General features: G+C 44.5%; 17 protein-coding genes and 1 tRNA gene. 8 read left to right on the forward strand and 10 right to left on the reverse strand.

Annotated elements, in window-relative coordinates; genetic code table 11:
- Window positions 1-26 precede the first annotated feature (26 nt).
- From ACHUFW_RS05770 to ACHUFW_RS05780, 3 genes are read right to left on the reverse strand one after another with little or no spacing between them, the layout of a single operon-like run.
- A complete protein-coding gene (locus ACHUFW_RS05770; RefSeq protein ID WP_394201364.1) occupies window positions 27-281 on the reverse strand; it encodes a DUF2024 family protein in 255 nt (84 codons plus the stop codon).
- 14 nt (window positions 282-295) lie between these two features.
- Entirely contained in the window at window positions 296-529 is a 234-nt protein-coding gene (locus tag ACHUFW_RS05775) for a hexameric tyrosine-coordinated heme protein (protein ID WP_394201366.1), read from the reverse strand.
- 30 nt (window positions 530-559) lie between these two features.
- A complete protein-coding gene (locus ACHUFW_RS05780) occupies window positions 560-2,011 on the reverse strand; it encodes a hypothetical protein (protein ID WP_394201368.1) in 1,452 nt (483 codons plus the stop codon).
- Between the two features lie 90 nt (window positions 2,012-2,101).
- Here ACHUFW_RS05780 and ACHUFW_RS05785 point away from each other — a divergent pair, with 90 nt between their 5' ends.
- Window positions 2,102-2,668, forward strand: a complete 567-nt coding sequence (locus tag ACHUFW_RS05785; protein WP_394201370.1) for a MarR family winged helix-turn-helix transcriptional regulator — start codon at window positions 2,102-2,104, stop codon at window positions 2,666-2,668.
- A gap of 155 nt (window positions 2,669-2,823) precedes the next feature.
- Here the strand turns inward: ACHUFW_RS05785 and ACHUFW_RS05790 are convergent.
- Window positions 2,824-2,908 (reverse strand) — tRNA-Leu (locus tag ACHUFW_RS05790).
- A gap of 306 nt (window positions 2,909-3,214) precedes the next feature.
- Between ACHUFW_RS05790 and ACHUFW_RS05795 the strand changes: the two genes are divergently transcribed.
- Window positions 3,215-3,343, forward strand: a complete 129-nt coding sequence (locus tag ACHUFW_RS05795; RefSeq protein ID WP_179023395.1) for a DUF3149 domain-containing protein — start codon at window positions 3,215-3,217, stop codon at window positions 3,341-3,343.
- Between the two features lie 83 nt (window positions 3,344-3,426).
- Here ACHUFW_RS05795 and ACHUFW_RS05800 read toward each other — a convergent pair whose 3' ends face one another.
- Window positions 3,427-4,038, reverse strand: coding sequence for a superinfection exclusion B family protein (locus ACHUFW_RS05800; RefSeq protein WP_394201712.1), 612 nt, complete (start codon window positions 4,036-4,038; stop codon window positions 3,427-3,429).
- Window positions 4,039-4,275: 237 nt separating this feature from the next.
- Between ACHUFW_RS05800 and ACHUFW_RS05805 the strand changes: the two genes are divergently transcribed.
- Complete coding sequence (locus tag ACHUFW_RS05805; RefSeq protein WP_394201372.1) at window positions 4,276-5,901, forward strand: sensor histidine kinase; 1,626 nt, start codon at window positions 4,276-4,278, stop codon at window positions 5,899-5,901.
- A 43-nt stretch (window positions 5,902-5,944) separates the two neighbouring features.
- Here ACHUFW_RS05805 and pepT read toward each other — a convergent pair whose 3' ends face one another.
- Entirely contained in the window at window positions 5,945-7,177 is a 1,233-nt protein-coding gene (gene pepT / locus ACHUFW_RS05810; protein WP_394201374.1) for a peptidase T, read from the reverse strand.
- A 125-nt stretch (window positions 7,178-7,302) separates the two neighbouring features.
- Complete coding sequence (gene tcdA / locus ACHUFW_RS05815; protein ID WP_394201713.1) at window positions 7,303-8,109, reverse strand: tRNA cyclic N6-threonylcarbamoyladenosine(37) synthase TcdA; 807 nt, start codon at window positions 8,107-8,109, stop codon at window positions 7,303-7,305.
- A 411-nt stretch (window positions 8,110-8,520) separates the two neighbouring features.
- Here tcdA and ACHUFW_RS05820 point away from each other — a divergent pair, with 411 nt between their 5' ends.
- Both ACHUFW_RS05820 and ACHUFW_RS05825 read left to right on the forward strand, forming a co-directional pair.
- Window positions 8,521-9,579: a porin gene (locus tag ACHUFW_RS05820; RefSeq protein WP_394201376.1), complete on the forward strand. Its 1,059-nt coding sequence runs from the start codon at window positions 8,521-8,523 to the stop codon at window positions 9,577-9,579.
- 570 nt (window positions 9,580-10,149) lie between these two features.
- Window positions 10,150-11,157 carry a porin gene (locus ACHUFW_RS05825; RefSeq protein ID WP_394201377.1) on the forward strand — a complete coding sequence of 336 codons (1,008 nt, stop codon included), beginning with the start codon at window positions 10,150-10,152 and terminating at the stop codon, window positions 11,155-11,157.
- 58 nt (window positions 11,158-11,215) lie between these two features.
- On the opposite strand, the gene ACHUFW_RS05830 is transcribed toward ACHUFW_RS05825, so the two are convergent.
- Both ACHUFW_RS05830 and ACHUFW_RS05835 read right to left on the reverse strand, forming a co-directional pair.
- Complete coding sequence (locus ACHUFW_RS05830) at window positions 11,216-11,875, reverse strand: thiopurine S-methyltransferase (protein ID WP_394201378.1); 660 nt, start codon at window positions 11,873-11,875, stop codon at window positions 11,216-11,218.
- Between the two features lie 125 nt (window positions 11,876-12,000).
- Window positions 12,001-12,345: a hypothetical protein gene (locus ACHUFW_RS05835; protein WP_394201380.1), complete on the reverse strand. Its 345-nt coding sequence runs from the start codon at window positions 12,343-12,345 to the stop codon at window positions 12,001-12,003.
- A 256-nt stretch (window positions 12,346-12,601) separates the two neighbouring features.
- On the opposite strand from ACHUFW_RS05835, the gene ACHUFW_RS05840 reads away from it, so the two are divergent.
- A complete protein-coding gene (locus tag ACHUFW_RS05840) occupies window positions 12,602-14,407 on the forward strand; it encodes a serine/threonine protein kinase (RefSeq protein WP_394201714.1) in 1,806 nt (601 codons plus the stop codon).
- Here ACHUFW_RS05840 and ACHUFW_RS05845 read toward each other — a convergent pair.
- Window positions 14,400-14,951: an FxsA family protein gene (locus ACHUFW_RS05845; protein WP_394201381.1), complete on the reverse strand. Its 552-nt coding sequence runs from the start codon at window positions 14,949-14,951 to the stop codon at window positions 14,400-14,402. The genes ACHUFW_RS05840 and ACHUFW_RS05845 overlap by 8 nt on opposite strands.
- 259 nt (window positions 14,952-15,210) lie before the next feature.
- Between ACHUFW_RS05845 and cutA the strand changes: the two genes are divergently transcribed.
- Both cutA and ACHUFW_RS05855 read left to right on the forward strand, forming a co-directional pair.
- Complete coding sequence (gene cutA / locus ACHUFW_RS05850) at window positions 15,211-15,534, forward strand: divalent-cation tolerance protein CutA (protein WP_394201382.1); 324 nt, start codon at window positions 15,211-15,213, stop codon at window positions 15,532-15,534.
- Entirely contained in the window at window positions 15,531-17,330 is a 1,800-nt protein-coding gene (locus ACHUFW_RS05855; protein ID WP_394201384.1) for a protein-disulfide reductase DsbD, read from the forward strand. The genes cutA and ACHUFW_RS05855 overlap by 4 nt, the downstream gene beginning before the upstream one ends.
- Window positions 17,331-17,436 lie beyond the last annotated feature (106 nt).

A 17,436-nucleotide genomic window follows, 5' to 3' on the forward strand; every position in this document is an offset into this window, starting at 1 on the left:
TTAAAATGTTCATTATTCTTCCCTCTTTAGCATCCGCTTATGGGCAAAATATAATGACCATGAGTTTGAATAGACTGTTGAACTTCCGAGTTGGCCGCTTCGCTATGACAAAACTGACAGGAAGCTGAAGCCACGCTGGCCGCCACGATCCCTTTGGTTTGCAAATAGCGCTCAACAAAGTGGCCCACATCGGATACATTTTTGTCATCCACGAGTACATCAAAGTGGAGGTACTTTCCCTCTGCTGTTTTCACATGGGTGTCGTATACATGAATTTGCATGGTGTCACTCCTCGTTATTTCCAAAAGTTATTGGCCAGTGCGATGGTTTGAAATTCTGTAGCAACCACTTGTCCGGCATGAATGAGTATTTCCACATTCTCCGCATATGCGGGTCTCAGGCGTTGCCTGACATCACTATCAGGCTGCATCGTTGCAATGGTTTTTCGTGCAATCACAATTGCAAGCTCGCGACCTTGCGCTGGTGTTGCGGTGATTAAACTCGGCATAACTTCGTTAAACCCTGACATATCTTGCTCTCCTGTTACTGACACCAATGATTAAAAGTCGACAAGTAATTTATCAGTCACTGTGTATGGCAGACTCAGATCGCCAGACTGTACATCAATGACACCATTGACTCTCAGTACCGGCCCTTCACCTGTGGCATCGACATTCATCGTAGCGGTGACACCATCAAAGTTAAACGCAGTGATATTGTTTACCCGTTGTGTAGGTACAATGACTCTCAGCGTATTGTCCGCTGCATACGCATGGAAATTGGGCGAGTCAAGGTACATTGGCATCGGTGCGGTTGGCGGTAAGTTGGCCTTATCCAACATATAAGGTACGGATAGACCGGCTTTTGATGCTGCATCAGGCACTAAAGCAACCCAGTGAGTGTGGTATACCATGCCGTCATCCAAGAAATCGCCATTAGCATTTTCATCCCATAGCGGGGTGTCATCAAAATCTGGATGGGTAGTCACGGCAAGCGCTAGAATGCCGTCATCAATGTTTTTAAACCCGACTGCACTCGGTGCCAGACTTGTCGGGAAAACATAACCGAGTACTGGCGCACCATTAACTTCACCAATTGCTTTAGCGGTACTGGTGGCCGCAGGTGCCAGTGTTTGCATTGAAAACACTAAGGAATCAATTTCTTCAACATAATCAACGCTAGTATTCATAAGTTGAAATGACTCAGCTGTCATTTCAGTGGATAAACTTGGCCAATTTGATGGCGGTACTAAGGTGCTATTTTGTACCACAAGCTGAGCGTCTAGCTCACTGTAAAAACGTTCAACTTTGAGTAACGGCGCTTGATCGATGATCGCCACCTCAAGGTATGCGGTAACGGCGCTTGAGATAAAACTGGCCTTGCGTTTGACGGCATTGGCAGGCACAACCACACTGATTTCACGCCCCTTCTCTACAATGGTGAACCCCGGTGAATCGAGATACATTGCCATAGGGGAAGTTGGCGTCAAAACATCATCAACGCCAGCCTGCACCACAGCCAGCCCCTCACCTGCTAAGGAATTTTCTTCAAGTACCACCCAATGAGAGTGATACACGATGCCATCGTCATCATAGGCGCTGTTATTATCTTCATCCCATAACGGCGTATCATCAAAGTCAGGATGGCTTGTTATACCAAGGGCCACAGTCCCTTCAACACCAACATAACCAATATCTTCGGGCTGCAGATCAGTGACAAATACGTACCCTAGTACTGGCGCACCATCAACTTGACCTGCAGGAGTTGGTGCAACTGAACCGGCATCTTCGCTAGTTTCAATGGTAAAAACATAGGCATCTAAAACCGCTTCGTATTTCACCTGCGCATTGCTAATTTCAAATGCCCCCACATCGTATGCCTCTCCAGGCAACACTGTATCAGCGGAGTTAGGGACTTCAACCTCGGTTTGTTTTGTACTATCTGAGCCACATCCAACTAGGAATGTCGCAGTCACCCAACAAGGAATGACAAGTTTTCTTGAATTAATCATTTAAAATCACCATTTAGTTTCGAATCGAAACAAATATTTGATCAAAACATTTTCCTTGTCAATATTGTTTTTAGTCGATACCATTCTGTTATGGATATATACGAAACATACAAACTCATCGAAAGATTGGGCGAAATTACCCGAGCCCACCTGAGAAAAGTGGCGACTAAATGCGGTCTTCAACCGGTTCAGGTTGAAGTGCTTCATTACCTTGTTTCATGCAACCAGTTTTCTAACACCTTGATGTCAGTAGTGGATTACCTTGGTCAAACAAAAGGTACTGTGTCGCAAACGATTAAATCGCTGGAAGCAAAAGGCTTTATTGAGAAAATTCCCGACAAGAACGACAAACGTACGGTCAGATTATGGGTGACGCAAAAAGGCAAGAAACTCATAAAACAAGAGTTACCAGGAATACCATTCACTGCTGCTTTGGAGAGTTTAGATAAAGACAGTCAATCTTCGCTATCAAAGTCGTTAAGCACATTGAACAGTGCGCTGCTGAAAACCAATAACATGGATACGTTTGGCGTATGTCGGACATGTATTTATAACCAAAAACGTACCGATAGCTATTTTTGTCGCTTACTTAATATTGATCTGGCTGAAGATGAGACAAACAAGATCTGCAAAGAGCATACTGTTAACGGCTCATAACTCTGTATAACGCTCAACGGCTATCTAGCGGGTATTAGCACAACGGAAGCCTTGTTGACAAAATTAAGGCATAAAAAAACCTGCTCAAAGGCAGGTTATTATCTCTTGATGAGTTTCACTCTGAACGCATCTCTTAATCAAGAGTATTTTTTGATTGGTACCGGTGGACGGACTTGAACCGTCACGCTCGAAAGCAACGGATTTTGAATCCGTCGTGTCTACCAATTCCACCACACCGGCTTTAATCATATAGACCTTACTTGCATGCGCTGCTAAGTAAGTGAACGGAATTATACCTTTGGATTTTTATATCGCAAGCCTTTTACCTTAGCTTTAGTGTCAAACGTGCATTTTTCCAGCGACATATCATTAACTAATACGTTTAGATCGCGCCAACCTGCCAGTGTATCGGCTGCTTCACAAGGCAAAAATCACAAAAATCTCCATTTGCGTAGCAATCATTGATCAAGATCAGCAAAACTTGATAACAATCGCGGTAATTTAGGGATATCAAATTTTGACACATCTGCGAAAGAGGATTTCACTATGGCATTTTGGTTAGATTTAATGTTTGGTAACGCCATTGGTTTACTGTCGATGATTGTGATTTTCGCCACAATAGGGATCATGTCTTACATCATGTGGATGTTCATTAGCAAATCCAAACCACAATAAGCCGCAATCATAAAGCGCGCATTTAACAATAATAATGTTCTAATGCAGGGGGCTCGATAAGCCCCCATTTTTTTGCCTGTTAATTATGCCGCATGTTTACGTTGTGGCACGATGCTATTGGCAAATGTTGGTCGCGCCTTTATCAATAACTGCATCTCTTCTTGGCTCGGCTCGCCGGCCGGCAAACGCAACACTTGGCGGTTTAGATAGCTTCTTGCTTGCATTGAAATCTTAAAATCTGCTGTTGAACCCTGAATAGCGTAGTGACGTTGATTGCCCATAAATTGTAGGATATTGGTCTCAACTAAACTCATTACCGCAGGTTCTGCTTCTGGCAAGGTCAAAATAGTTTCGCCTTGCAAAAAGAACTCACGTAATAGCGCACGTTCAGTTGGATCAAGTAAACGTACCTTTTTCTCAATCACTTCGATATTACGCTTCGCTTTCAAGTATTGAATGGCTTCATCCAAAAAATAGCTAGCAACTTGGGTCAACAAATACGCCACGCCAATAATCAGTCCCAATCCCAGATAGTGCGCATAACTTTGTACAACACCATCAAGTTGTAGGGTTTCCATCACAGCGCGGGGAGCAAACAACAAGGTTGCGCTAACGAGAGCAAGCCATAACATGGCATTAAACACCACTTGTTTAGGGGTGATCTGTTTTATCTTTTTGATGTCCACTTTTTCCATCGTTAAATACCCAGTGTCAAAGATCTGTACTGAGTCAGATAAATGCAAAATAAGTGCCAAAATATTTTTGACAGTCTCCATAGGAATACAAACACATTCATCACCCCGCTAGGGGTTAAAATTGCCGCGATAGGTAAGCAGAAAATCATAAGCCGTCTATGCTTAACACTATATCAATCGGTGACCTGGCCAAGACTAGGTATATTCCAGTTAACAAAGGGAAAAGCTGAATACACCATGCATATATTGAATAGCCAACTAATCAAAAGTCCGATAGGGCGAAAGCTCACCCTGTCGATCATTTTGTTTAGCTCGTTGATCACCATTTTGACGACCGGCTTTCAGCTGTTTAAAGATTACAACAGCGACGTAAATCGAATTGCCGAACAGTTTGAGAGTATTGAGAAAGTCAATCTCGAAGTGTTAGCAGCAAGTATTTGGGTCATAGATGAACGCCTAATCAACACTCAAATTGATGGCTTGATCCAACTGCCGGATATTACTTTTATCGCCATCAACGATGACAGTGGCCAAGAATGGGAAGCGGGCACCCCCATGCCAGAAAACACCATCGAGCAGTCATTTCCGTTAACATACAACTCAGGTAACGACGTGATACCCGTAGGTACACTGTTGGTACAAGCCGACCTACGTGCGGTTTATGAAAAGCTACTGGACCGCGCGATTGTTATCCTAATATCTAATGCCGTTAAAACCTTTATTGTCGCCGGATTTATTCTGTTTTTAGTGTGGTTTCAAATTACCCGCCACCTATTAAAACTCAGCCTATACAGCCAAAACATCCGTATTGATACCGACTATGAACCACTCACCTTCACTGATAAACACCATCGAGAGGATGAGTTTACTCAGGTTGCCCACGCCATTAACACCATGCAACAGCAACTGCGAATATCATTTGATGACATTAAAAAGTCCAAACAGGAACTCCAGGATGCCCTGGCCGATCGTGAGCGCCTACTAGAGTTAGAGCGCAGCTATAAAGAAGAGCTCGCCAGACAAGTTAAAGAGCGTACCCAAGAACTGGAGCAATCTTTATTGGTGCTGAAAAAAGCCCAAGAGGTGTTAGTAGAGCAAGAAAAAATGGCGGCATTAGGAGGCTTAGTGTCCGGTGTGGCCCATGAAATCAACACGCCTATAGGTATCTGTTTGACGGCTGCCAGCACGCAATTAGTCCACATTAAAGAGCTAATTGAATTAATTCATAGCGAAAATGCCACACTGGAAGAGATCAACAGCATCTTGGAAGAGTACCAACAAAGCTGCGAGTTGATCATTAGTAACATCACCCGCGCCAGTAGCCTAATTCAAAAGTTTAAAACCGTCGCCGCCGAGCAAAGTTTAGAAGAGAAACGTCAATTAAACCTAAAACAGACATTACAAGACCATTGTGATTCCATGAAGCTGATCTACCCGGATCAACATGTTGATATCGATATTAATGTCGACCCTGAGTTAGTGATCTCCACCAACCAGAAATTACTCAAACAGATCGTCACCAACATATTATCCAATGCCTATGCCCATGCGTTTAACCAGCAAACACAGCCACGCATCTATATAGAAAGTGAATTCGACGATGAGCTTATCAACATATCAATTCAAGATAACGGGTGTGGTATATCCGATGAGGCTGCCACCCACATTTTCGAGCCTTTTTACACCACAACCCGCAATAAAGGCGGTACTGGCTTAGGGTTATCAGCAGCATTTAATGCCGCAACGTTACTGAAAGGCAGCATCAAATTAGACAAGGCAGCTATCCTAGGTGGTGCTTGCTTTATCATTAGCTTTCCAGCCAGTAGTGAGCCCATTGAGGTGCCCACTATTCCCCTGCCCTAAGCGAGTGGCAATACTGCTAACTCGCTTCTAGCGCTATCAGCGATTAGGGCTTTTGGCACTGCTCGGCGGTCAAACAACTGATGGCAATAATGACTTCAACTGCCTTTTCCATTGATTCAAGACAGATATATTCATGTTTGCCATGGAAATTATGACCACCGGTAAAAATATTCGGACAAGGTAAGCCCATAAACGACAGACGACTGCCGTCGGTGCCACCACGAATGGGTTTGACAATGGGCTCAACACCACAAGCGTGCATAGCAGATTTTGCGATATCAATAATATGCGGATGGCACTCTACTTGCTCTCGCATGTTGTAGTAGCTATCAGTCATCGTTATCGACAACTGGCCAACAGTTAACTGCGCATCATACTTCTCTACCCGTGATTGTAACCACTGCTTACGTTGCTCAAACTGGTCGCGATCAAAGTCGCGAATCAAATAAGTTAGCTGCGCTGACTCCGTTACGCCTTGCATGCCAATTAAATGGAAAAAGCCGTCGTAACCTTGGCTGCCTTCTGGTGTGTCGGCCATTGGCATGGTGGCATGAAAACGTGCCGCCATAGTTTGCGCATTGATCATCACCCCATAGGCTGTGCCTGGATGGCAATTGTTACCTGTCGCGGTAACCACTGCCGTCGCGGCGTTAAAATTCTCATACTCCAGCTCACCCAGTTCGCCACCATCTACCGTGTACGCCCACTCGGCGCCAAAGGCGTCTACATCAAAACGATCTGCACCGCGACCTATCTCCTCATCCGGTGTAAAACACAATAATATCTCTCCGTGGGCTAATTGCGGATTATCAATAAGGTGTTTTAAGGCGGTAATGATTTCTGCGATGCCGGCTTTGTCATCGCCGCCAAGCAAGGTTTGACCATCGGTAGTAATCAAGGTTTGGCCAAGATACTGATTTAAACTTGGGTACTGGCTAACAGACAAACTCACGCCATCAGTCAACGCGATATCGCCTCCAGCATAGTTCTCTACGATCTGGGGCTTAACGTGCTCACCGCTATAATCAGGGGCTGTGTCTAAGTGGGCAATAAAGCCAATGGCAGGCACATTCTCAACAGTCGCAGGAACCCGTGCAGTTAGGTAAGCGTGCTCATTTAAACTGACATCACTAAACCCAAGTTCATTAAGCTCTGCCGCCAAAGCTTGGACAAATTCAGTTTGTCCGCTTGTACTTGGGCAGGTTGAAACACTCGCATCAGACTGGGTATTAAAGGTGACGTAACGTAAAAATCGTTGTAAAAGTGGTTTGCTCATAACTGAGTACCGATAGCTAAAAGTGGCCCGAGTCTATCAAGACCACTCACTAGAAAACTTAGATATCGATCAATTTTGCTGCGATTGATTAACTCAGTGCTAACGAACTGATGAACAAAGACCTATCAAGCTTTATTCGCTCGCTGAGCAAGTTTGGTTAATACCCGACTCACAGCAACAAAGCCAAAGGTACCCGTTACTACTGTGACTGCGCCAAAACCCGAAGCACAGTCCATGCGCATACTGCCCTCTGCCGTTGCTTTAGCGTGACATACACTGCCATCGGCTTGAGGATAGACAAGTTGCTCCGTGGAATACACAGCTTCAATGCTAAAACGTCGAGACAGGTTCTTAGAAAAATTGTACTCACGCCTAAGCAGGTTACGAACTTTTGCCAGTAGTGGATCTTGGTGGGTTTTGGCAAGATCAGCTACCTGCACCTGAGTAGGATCAACCTGACCGCCAGCGCCACCCACAGTCACAATAGGCAACTTTTGTCGCTTACACCAAGCAATTAACGCTGCTTTAGGCTTAACTGCATCAATGCAATCAACCACATAATCCAATGTTCCTTGCTGTTTACGACCGACAAAATACTCATTCAAATTGGTCGTAGTAATAAAATCCTCAACCTCATGGACAATACATTCAGGATTAATCGCTTTGATGCGCTCAGCCATTACGGCAACCTTTGAGTCACCAATGGTGTCCTTCAGCGCATGAAGTTGTCGGTTGGTATTGGTCACACAAATGTCATCTAAATCAATTAATGTAATCTCAGCAATACCGCTTCTTGCTAGGGCTTCAGCAACCCAGGTGCCTACACCACCGATCCCCACCACCGCAACATGTGATTGGGAAAACTGTTGCAAAGCTGCCTGACCATATAGACGGCCAATACCGGCAAAACGATTTAAATAAGACTCACTCAGTGCACTCAACTAACACGCTCCAACAAATTTCGCTATCGAGTAATTTTATCGCAAACAACCGCTAAACCCCACAGCTAATCTTCACAATCCCCGGCAAGCCATCGACATTTGTTAATAGAGGTTAGCAAAAGTAGCCAGAATAAACCGCATCAAAAAAGCATGTTAATAATACCCGCAACTTATTGAATCATAATGTAAAAAAGCATGAAAACCATCACACTATAAGTAGTTTTTATGATCATCGTCACAAAAATTATTGGCGGTTTTATGCAGACTGCGAGGCGACAAACACAGGCTCTCACACATAAGGAATATGGCAATAACAAGCCATATCCAGATTCGATTTAGTCCAGCAATGTCGTGCCGCTGCATAGTGCAGTTGTGCATGCTTATCGCTACAGGAAGATGAAAATGAAAAAAACTGTTCTGTCCGCAACAATTATCTCAGCTTTAGCAGCAACCTCTTTTACCGCTTTGGCTGATGGTCCAAACTTCTATGGCCGCGCAGATCTTGCATTCACCAACTCAGATCTGGGTGTTGCCACACAAAATCAAAAAGATGGCACTATCATTGAGAACAACTTCTCTTGGTTAGGTGTTAAAGGCACTGAAAAGATCAATGATGATCTAGAAGTGATCTACCAAATGGAGTTCGGTGTTTCTAACTTTGATAACTCTGGTGACACATTCTCAGCACGTAACACCTACCTAGGTTTAAAAACCGTTGCTGGTACTGCACTAGTTGGTCGTAACGATACCGTATTCAAAGCATCAGAAGGTGGATTTGACCTATTTGGTAACACCAACTCAGATATTGATCTACTCGCTGCCGGTCAATCTCGTACCGCTGATGGCATTAGCTACTACTCGCCAAAGATTGCTGATCTAGTCACCCTAAACGCAACTTATCTTATCGAAGATAACTACGTTGATTACAGCGGTGACGAGCGCATTGACGCCGGTAACATGTATGCTCTAAGTGCGACGTTAGGTGATAAAGCCCTTAAAGCACAAAACTACTATATTGCCGCTGCATACAATGACGGTATTGATGATGTTAAAGCGTATCGCGGTGTCGCTCAGGTTAAACTTGGCAACGTCATTGTTGGTGGTTTCTATCAAAATACTGAGCACAAAGACGACAAGTACGCCAACCTAGAAGGTGATACTTATTTCGTCAACGCCGCCTACGTGATGGGCAATGTGAAGCTAAAAGCCATGTACGGTAGCGATGACTCAGGTCTAGGCAAATATGTAAGCCGTTTTGTGGGTAACACTGAAGGTACTGGCATGGAAACTGTTACTGATGTAGACCTACAGCAGTTCAGCATCGGTGCTGACTACCGTGTTAGCAAAAACACCCTATTCTATGGCCACTATACTAAGTACGATGGCGACATGAAACTAGGCGGTGTTACCACAGATTTAAGTGACGATATCTTTACCCTAGGTATGCGTTTCGACTTCTAATCGCCGTTAATGAGCCGCTAAACCTGAGGCTCAACTGCGACAAAAATGCACCCACATGGGTGCTTTTTTATGCCCTGATGACTTACGGCTAATCCAACAAACAACCTTGCAAATGAGCTTTAAATCGTCTTGCCCCTACTCTGTCAATTGCTCGTCCATATAGTGGCTAAATGGCCCCTCAACTAACAAACTGCGGTAAAAACCAGCAATCCTGATTCAACATCAATGAGCAAATTTTAGCAATTAGACTACAATTTTAGCAATCCCTTATAAAGGCGAGAGCAATATTGAAAAAGTTCATGATTTATACCCCTTTTGGAATAGAAAAAAGCTAGATTTTTACAAGACTTGAGCAAATAACACTCAATAAGGACAAACTTGTCACAAAAATGAACCAAAACCGTGATGGGAAAGCAGAACTTTGATCTAGCCCACACTCTTTAACCCACAAAACTGTAAAATTCGGCCCTATGTTTGTTACAAGAACGGACGCTTGCAACAAAAAATGGAAACTATCTAAATAACCATTAAAAAAATGGAGAAGAACCTCGGTTCTTGGGAGCACAACACATGAAAAAGACACTAATCTCTGCCTCAGTGGCTTCAGTAATTGCTATGACTTCTTTCAGCGCGCTAGCTGAAGGTCCAAGCTTCTACGGTCGCCTAGATCTAGCTGTAACTAACTCAGACAATGGCGCAACCACTCAAAACGGTAAAGACGGTACTGTTTTTGAAAACAACTTCTCACACATTGGTGTTAAAGGTAGCGAAAGCCTATCTAAGAACATCGATGTTATCTACCAAATGGAGTTCCAAGTTGAAAACACAACGAACTCTGGTGATACTTTCAAAGCGCGTAACACATACCTAGGTCTAAAAACTAATGCAGGTACTGTATTAGTTGGTCGTAACGACACTGTGTTCAAGCAATCAGAAGGTGGCATCGATTTATTTGGTAACACTAACGCTGATATCGACCGTTTAGTTGGTGGTCAAACTCGTTCTGGTGACGGTATCTGGTACTACTCACCAAAAATTGCTGACCTAGTCACAATTAACGCTACCTACCTAATGGATGATAACTACGAGAACTCTACTGAAGATCAGTACGCAGTAAGCGCAACTATCGGTGACAAGAAGTTCAAAGCACAAAACTTCTACGTTGCTGCTGCATACAACACTATTGGTGGTATCGATGCATACCGTGGTGTTGCACAAGTTAAACTAGGTAACTTCAAGCTAGGTGGTCTATACCAAAGCACTGAAAGCCAAACTACTGATCAAGAAGGTGATTCTTACTTCGTAAACATCGCTTATAACCTAGGCGGCGTTAACCTAAAAGCTGAATACGGTAAAGACGAAGGCGGTTTCGGTAAGTACTACAAAAACATCACTGACGTAGAAGGCACTGATGTTGACGTACAAGTTATCACTGTTGGTGCTGACTACAAAGTGGCTAAATCAACTATGATTTACGGTCACTATGCAATGTACGAAGGTAGCCATAAAGTGCTTGGCAACAAAGTTGACCTAGAAGATGACAACGTATTCACTGTTGGTGTTCGTTACAACTTCTAATCTGTTTATGCCTAGGGCATAAACAAAAAAGGCGACCTAAGGTCGCCTTTTTTATTGGCTAAGCTTTTTTCACCAATCGATATACCGATTCAGTTAACCAAGGCACGCCTTTGTTGACAAACCTTGGATTGTCATCCAGTACATCTTCACTGTGCAATAACTCAATAGTAAAGTCAGCCGCTAAATGAGTCTTCACCCAATCATCGGATACCGCGAAAGGTGGGCCTTTAATGGTTTCTTGCGGGTAATCTAAAGTAATCAATAAGCCGATACTTTTAGGAGGGATCAGTTCAGCCAACTTTTTGGCATAATCTACACGCATAGATTCAGGCCAAGCGATTAACGCTGCTCGATCATAAAACCCATTCACACTGGCTGTTGCCTCAGTGGGCAAGGTAAAAATATCTCCTTGATATAGGGTGATTTGCGGCGCTGAAAAACTCTGATGCTCACCACTCGCAACTTGACTAACCGCTAACTGATTGTCACTAAAAAACTGGCTCACCGCCTGCTCATTTAGCTCACAACCAACCACCTCATGGCCTTTTTCAGCTAAAAAGCACATGTCTTTGGTTTTACCACACAGGGGCACGAACACCTGACTCGATGGAGAAAGGCCCAATTTAGGCCAGTATGTAATTAATAAGGGATTGACTGCATCAAGATGAAAACCAATTTGAGCAGCGGCCCATTTCTCATGCCAAAAACTGGGTTGCATGAAGCGACTCCTAACAAATAATCCAACCATAAAACTGTGGTAAAGCAGCCCACTTTAAAGGCAAGCACGTTAAAGTGCAAAGGCTGCTATCTGATTAGCGTCGCTATAAACAGGAAGGTAAGCGGTTATTGTACATCCAATACTTTTTGCACTCGGCGCAGCCAAACACAATTTTCACATTCACAATTGCGCCGTGATAGATGGTGAGGTGTCAGGCTAGAATCAATAAAATCAACGGCTATCAACAATTGCTGCTTGAGCTCCTGTACTGACTTTTTCTCAACGGCAACCAGTTCATCGTTATGATTCATCCAGATGCATTCCATCCCTTGATGACAGTTTAAGCATTGCTCATCACTGGTATTAAAAAAACCAGCATGGGGGCAAAACTTCAACTCCATCGACTGTACAATACGTTTTCTTGGATATGCTAATAATTCAATTAACTGGGCTTTATCTAGTGATGTCATATGCCCTCCTACCCTATTTAATTCCATTATTGAATACTGATTTACTAAGTATCAGACTACCTGCATGTGTCTGTAACAGAATTGATGTAGGTCAACATCTGTTCCGAAAATATCCGCTAGGGCTCACAGATATCATCGCTCATCGCCCAAGTTTGAAACTCAGGCAAACTCAATTAAATCTGCTTGCTCAACCATGCACTTTAAGGTAGAAATTAACTAACGTTTTCAGGTTAAGGTCAGCATGACAACCGCCGCTATCAATGCCCCACAGCTGCAGCACTTTTATATCTCTGAAGAACAGTCTATCTACCTGCTTAAGGCTGATGACGCCCGCAAGCATAAAGCGTGGATGCGCCTTTGTAAGCAGCAATTAACTAAGTTGGGCTACCAACAGATCGAGTTAATCGGTAAAGGAGCCTACGGTTTTGTTTTCGCAGGCATCGATAACCACCAGCAATCGCATGTATTTAAATTTTCACGCATGACATTGCCGCAGCATGTGCAAGATAGGCTGGAAGAAGAAGCGTTCATGCTGTCACAAGTCAAACACCCTAACGTGCCACCTGTTATCAAATTTGAACATGTCGGCAAGCAGGGGATCTTGGTCATGGCCAGAGCCCCAGGCGAAGATCTAGAGCAACTGTGCCTACGCGTTGGCGCCTTGCCCGTCGCCACTGTGATGAGTATCGCGAGACAGTTAGCCAATATATTGCAATACCTGCATCATGGCCGCCCCTTAGTCCATGGCGATATTAAACCCTCTAACCTAGTGTATGATAGCGAAACTGGCCATTTATCACTGATTGATTGGGGCTCGGCGGTATTTGCCCAGCGCGATGCCCATGGTAATCCGGTTAATGGTAATGTCATGGATGTCATGTCCAACGATCAACAACATACCAATGCTCGCATGGGAGATGTGTATTTTATTGGTGAAGAGCAGCTTAACGGCGCGCTATCGAGCCCACGATTTGATGAGCAAGGCGTTGCTGCCACCCTTTATGCACTCGCTTCGGGTCAAGCAAGCCGTTTTGGTAGCAAAGTGATTCCCGCAACCAGTATCGGCCTGCCGGTGGAGTTAGCCCGCACACTAGATGGCATGCTCAGTGATGATGCTGATATCCGCAACCGCGCCGGTGATTACTTTTTAAAAAGCATGCTCCACACTCATCGCATGCACTTACCCGCTTTACCTCAAGCACCCAGACAAGCCATTATTCCCGTGTGGGAACTGTCTGATAAGGCCGAAGTTGAAACGGTTACCTACAGCTCACGTAAATCTTTTTTACGGGAAAATAACCCCGACGATCCCATTGCTAAAATGGACGATCTGCAATTAGAAAAGTACTACCGTAACTTTATGGCAGGCATGGGAGACACTGAAAAAGGCTTTATAGCTGCCGTCAGCCGACTCGGCCAATATGCGATCGTTGGCGGCTTAGCTATCCACTGGCGAGAGTCAGGTGTTTACATCGACTCGAATCTGGCGCTGTATAACCGTGAGCAGAAATCGGCATTGATATTAGCTGTTAATAATATGGTGACACTGGCTCGGGGAATTCGCCGAATCGGGGTTTTTAAGGCCTGCTTCTTTAACGCACGCGATACCTTACATTTAGAGCGCAAAGACACCAATGAGCCATTTGAAATAGCAGCCGACCAACAACTGCCGTTTGAGGTTGGCGATGTACCATCGCTAGAGGATAGATCTCGGTTACACAGTTATTTTGAAGATGGCCGCGACCCCGACGAAAACCTCGAGCTTCCCGAAGAGATCATGACTGAGCTTGCGTGGATAAACCAAATACACCATACCGGCTGCATTATTTTCGAAGTCTTGCCGCAGCATATGAAAGTTCACAGCTATTTACGTTTGCTCAACCCGCGTAAACAGGCCGCTTTTCGTGGCAGTTTAGACCGCATCTTAAGTCATGTTGGCAAAATTCAGGGAAAAGGCGTCGCAGGTTTTATGAAGCTACCCTATAAAAACACCAGAAAATTCACCGTCATCGACAAGCTAGCGGATAACTTCTATCCCAAAAACCCTAAAGTGGTTACTTAGGATCTTGTTTATCATCGATTTGATGGGACTCAGGACGTTTATCGCTCGGGTCTGGCTTATGCTCAAAATCACCATCAAAGGTGTTACCCTGATTCTGATCAAAGGGTGAACGTGGATCTTGTCCAAAAGGACCTTGACCAAATGGCCCCTGGCCAAGACCGGCTTGAAAGTGACTTTGATTGGCCACTTTGATTTGCATGCGCTTATACAACACCTTAGCAATGGGCTTGCGGGTAAACGGTGTTAACAGAAGCAACCCAATGAAATCGGTAACAAAACCAGGAATTAGCAGCAGCAAGCCCGCCATTGCCAGCATCATTCCTTCAACAATCTCTTGCCCAGGAGCCTGACCTTCAGCTAACTTTTTTTGCACCTGCATTAGTGTGCTAATTCCTTGGCTACGTACCAGAGAAACGCCCACCACAGCAGTAAAAATCACTAAACCGACGGTATTCCAGCTACCAAGTGACTCACCAACGCGGATCAGTACATTGAGCTCCAACACCGGAACCAAAACAAAAATTATCAACAAGATAAAAAACACACTGACCTCACAATTTCAATTTTTTCGCTAGCTGCTTGTAACATAAATGGGGGTTGATAGGTCTATTTTCAAGTCGATAAGATCACAACAAGCGTAACAGAAATATCGACTGTCTCACTATTTTAGTGAACCCTTAATGCAAGGATAGCGTAAAACACGTAAAGTAGAGCCCACTAAACCATTTATTGGCGTTAGTCAGGCTAGCATAAGCCCTATGGCTTAACTCAGTTTTAATGACCGTGAGAAACTACATATCACCATGAAACAAACTTGCTTAGTTGTCTGTACCAGTTGCCCCGATATGGCTACGGCAGAAACCATTGCAACAGCGTTAATCCAAGCAAAGCTTGGCGCATGTGTCCATATCAATGGTCCCATCACTTCGCTGTACATGTGGCAAGGTGAAATGTGTAACGATCAAGAATTTCAATTACAAATTAAATGCCTCGAAAGCCATTATGCCGATATCGAAGCCTTAATTACCCAGTTGCATCCTTTTGATGTACCTGAGCTAATTGCAACCGAAATCACTCACGGCTCTGCCGCCTATTTAGATTGGATAAAAGAAACGACACTCTCATGAAAAAAATCCTGTTTGTTTTTCTCTCCGCTTTGTTGCTCTTAGCGCCAACGGCTGATGCCAATGGCATTTTTAGCAGTAATAAATTCAGCTTTCTAAAAGATGAACCTAAGCTCATGCCCGTTGATGAAGCCTTTGTGTTCGACTTCGAGCAACAAGGGAATCAAGTCAAAGTCAGCTGGGTCATTGCTGATGGCTACTACATGTACCGAGACAAACTGGAGTTTGAAGCAGACGGTGCCAAAATAGGTGAGATCCAGCTTCCTCGCGGTAAAGAACACACTGATGAGTATTTCGGTGAGCAAGAGGTGTACTACACCTATGTTGATATCCCCATCGCACTTAAAGAAGCCAGCAGTGAAGCCACATTAAATGTCACTTTTATGGGGTGTGCAGAAGGCAAATTGTGTTTCCCACCCACCAAGCGCAGCGCAATTTTAGCTGAAGTCGCCCCCAACGAGGGTAAACTGCCTCAGCAAGCCGAAGTCGCAGAGCCCACCAGCAGTGCGCCTATCACTCAACAAGACAGCCTTAGTGCCATGTTGTCTGGTGATAACCTACTATGGACCTTAGTGATTTTCTTTGGTTTAGGTATCGGTTTAGCCTTAACCCCTTGTGTATTCCCAATGTACCCCATTTTATCGGGTATCATTGTTGGTCAAGGTGAGAAACTGTCTACCGCAAAAGCCTTCAGCCTTTCGATGGTATACGTGCAAGGTATGGCGATTACCTACTCGCTGCTTGGACTTATCGTCGCCTCGGCAGGCATGAAATATCAAGCGGCATTGCAACACCCTGCTGTATTGATTTTCTTAGCCGTCTTATTCTTGCTACTGAGCTTGTCGATGTTTGGCTTGTATGAGATTAAGCTGCCATCTCGCTGGCAAGAAAAGCTCAACAATGTCTCTAACAGCCAAAAAGGTGGCGATGTCGCGGGTGTGTTCCTAATGGGCGTCATCTCTGGCTTAGTCGCTTCACCTTGTACCACCGCGCCGCTATCAGGTGCGTTAGTGTATGTGGCTCAAACCGGTGATTTATTACAAGGCTTCTTGGCACTGTATGTACTCAGCATGGGCATGGGGCTACCGTTATTAATTATTGGCTCATCGGGAGGTAAATTACTGCCTCGTGCTGGCGCCTGGATGGATGTCATCAAGACCGTATTTGGTTTCCTACTTATCGCCGTTTCAGTGGTGATGATTGGTCGTATTTGGCCAGATACTGTTTCTGATGTGCTGTGGTCTCTTTGGGGCATCAGCCTTGCGGGCTACCTAATGCACCAAAACAAGCTGACAGAGTTTAACTGGAAACAAACGGTTCGTTCAGTCAGTTTATTGTTATTGCTGTTGGCTAGCTTCTCTTACGGTTTCCAAGCTGTCATGGCATCGCTAGGCTACGAAACCCCAGTGGCTAAGCAAGCGCAAACTAGCACACACATCACCCACAAGAAGATAAAATCCCTTGCAGATCTTGAGCAAGAGATTGCAGCGGCAACGGCTCAAGGCAAGCCGGTGATGCTCGATCTTTACGCTGACTGGTGTGTCGCGTGTAAAGAGTTTGAGAACATCACTTTTAAAGCGCCAGAAGTGCAAGAGCGCCTCGCTAAGCTAGTGTTTTTGCAAGCTGACGTCACCCGTAACGACGACATCGACATTGAGCTATTAGAGCACTATGACGTGCTCGGCTTACCAACACTATTGATGTTTGATGCCCAAGGTGAAGTCCGTGATGAACTTAGAGTGACCGGATTTATGCGTCCTAAAGCCTTTGCTGACCATCTTGATCTGTTAATCGATTAAGCACGGCAACAGCAATAAAAAGCCTCCCTTGCGGAGGCTTTTTCGGTTTATGACTAAATCACGGCTTCCCTAGCGCAAAAAACACCATTTTGATACAAGTTTCTTG

This window comes from Shewanella waksmanii, from assembly GCF_043643685.1.
In the GTDB taxonomy this organism is placed as follows: Bacteria; Pseudomonadota; Gammaproteobacteria; order Enterobacterales; family Shewanellaceae; genus Shewanella; species Shewanella waksmanii_A.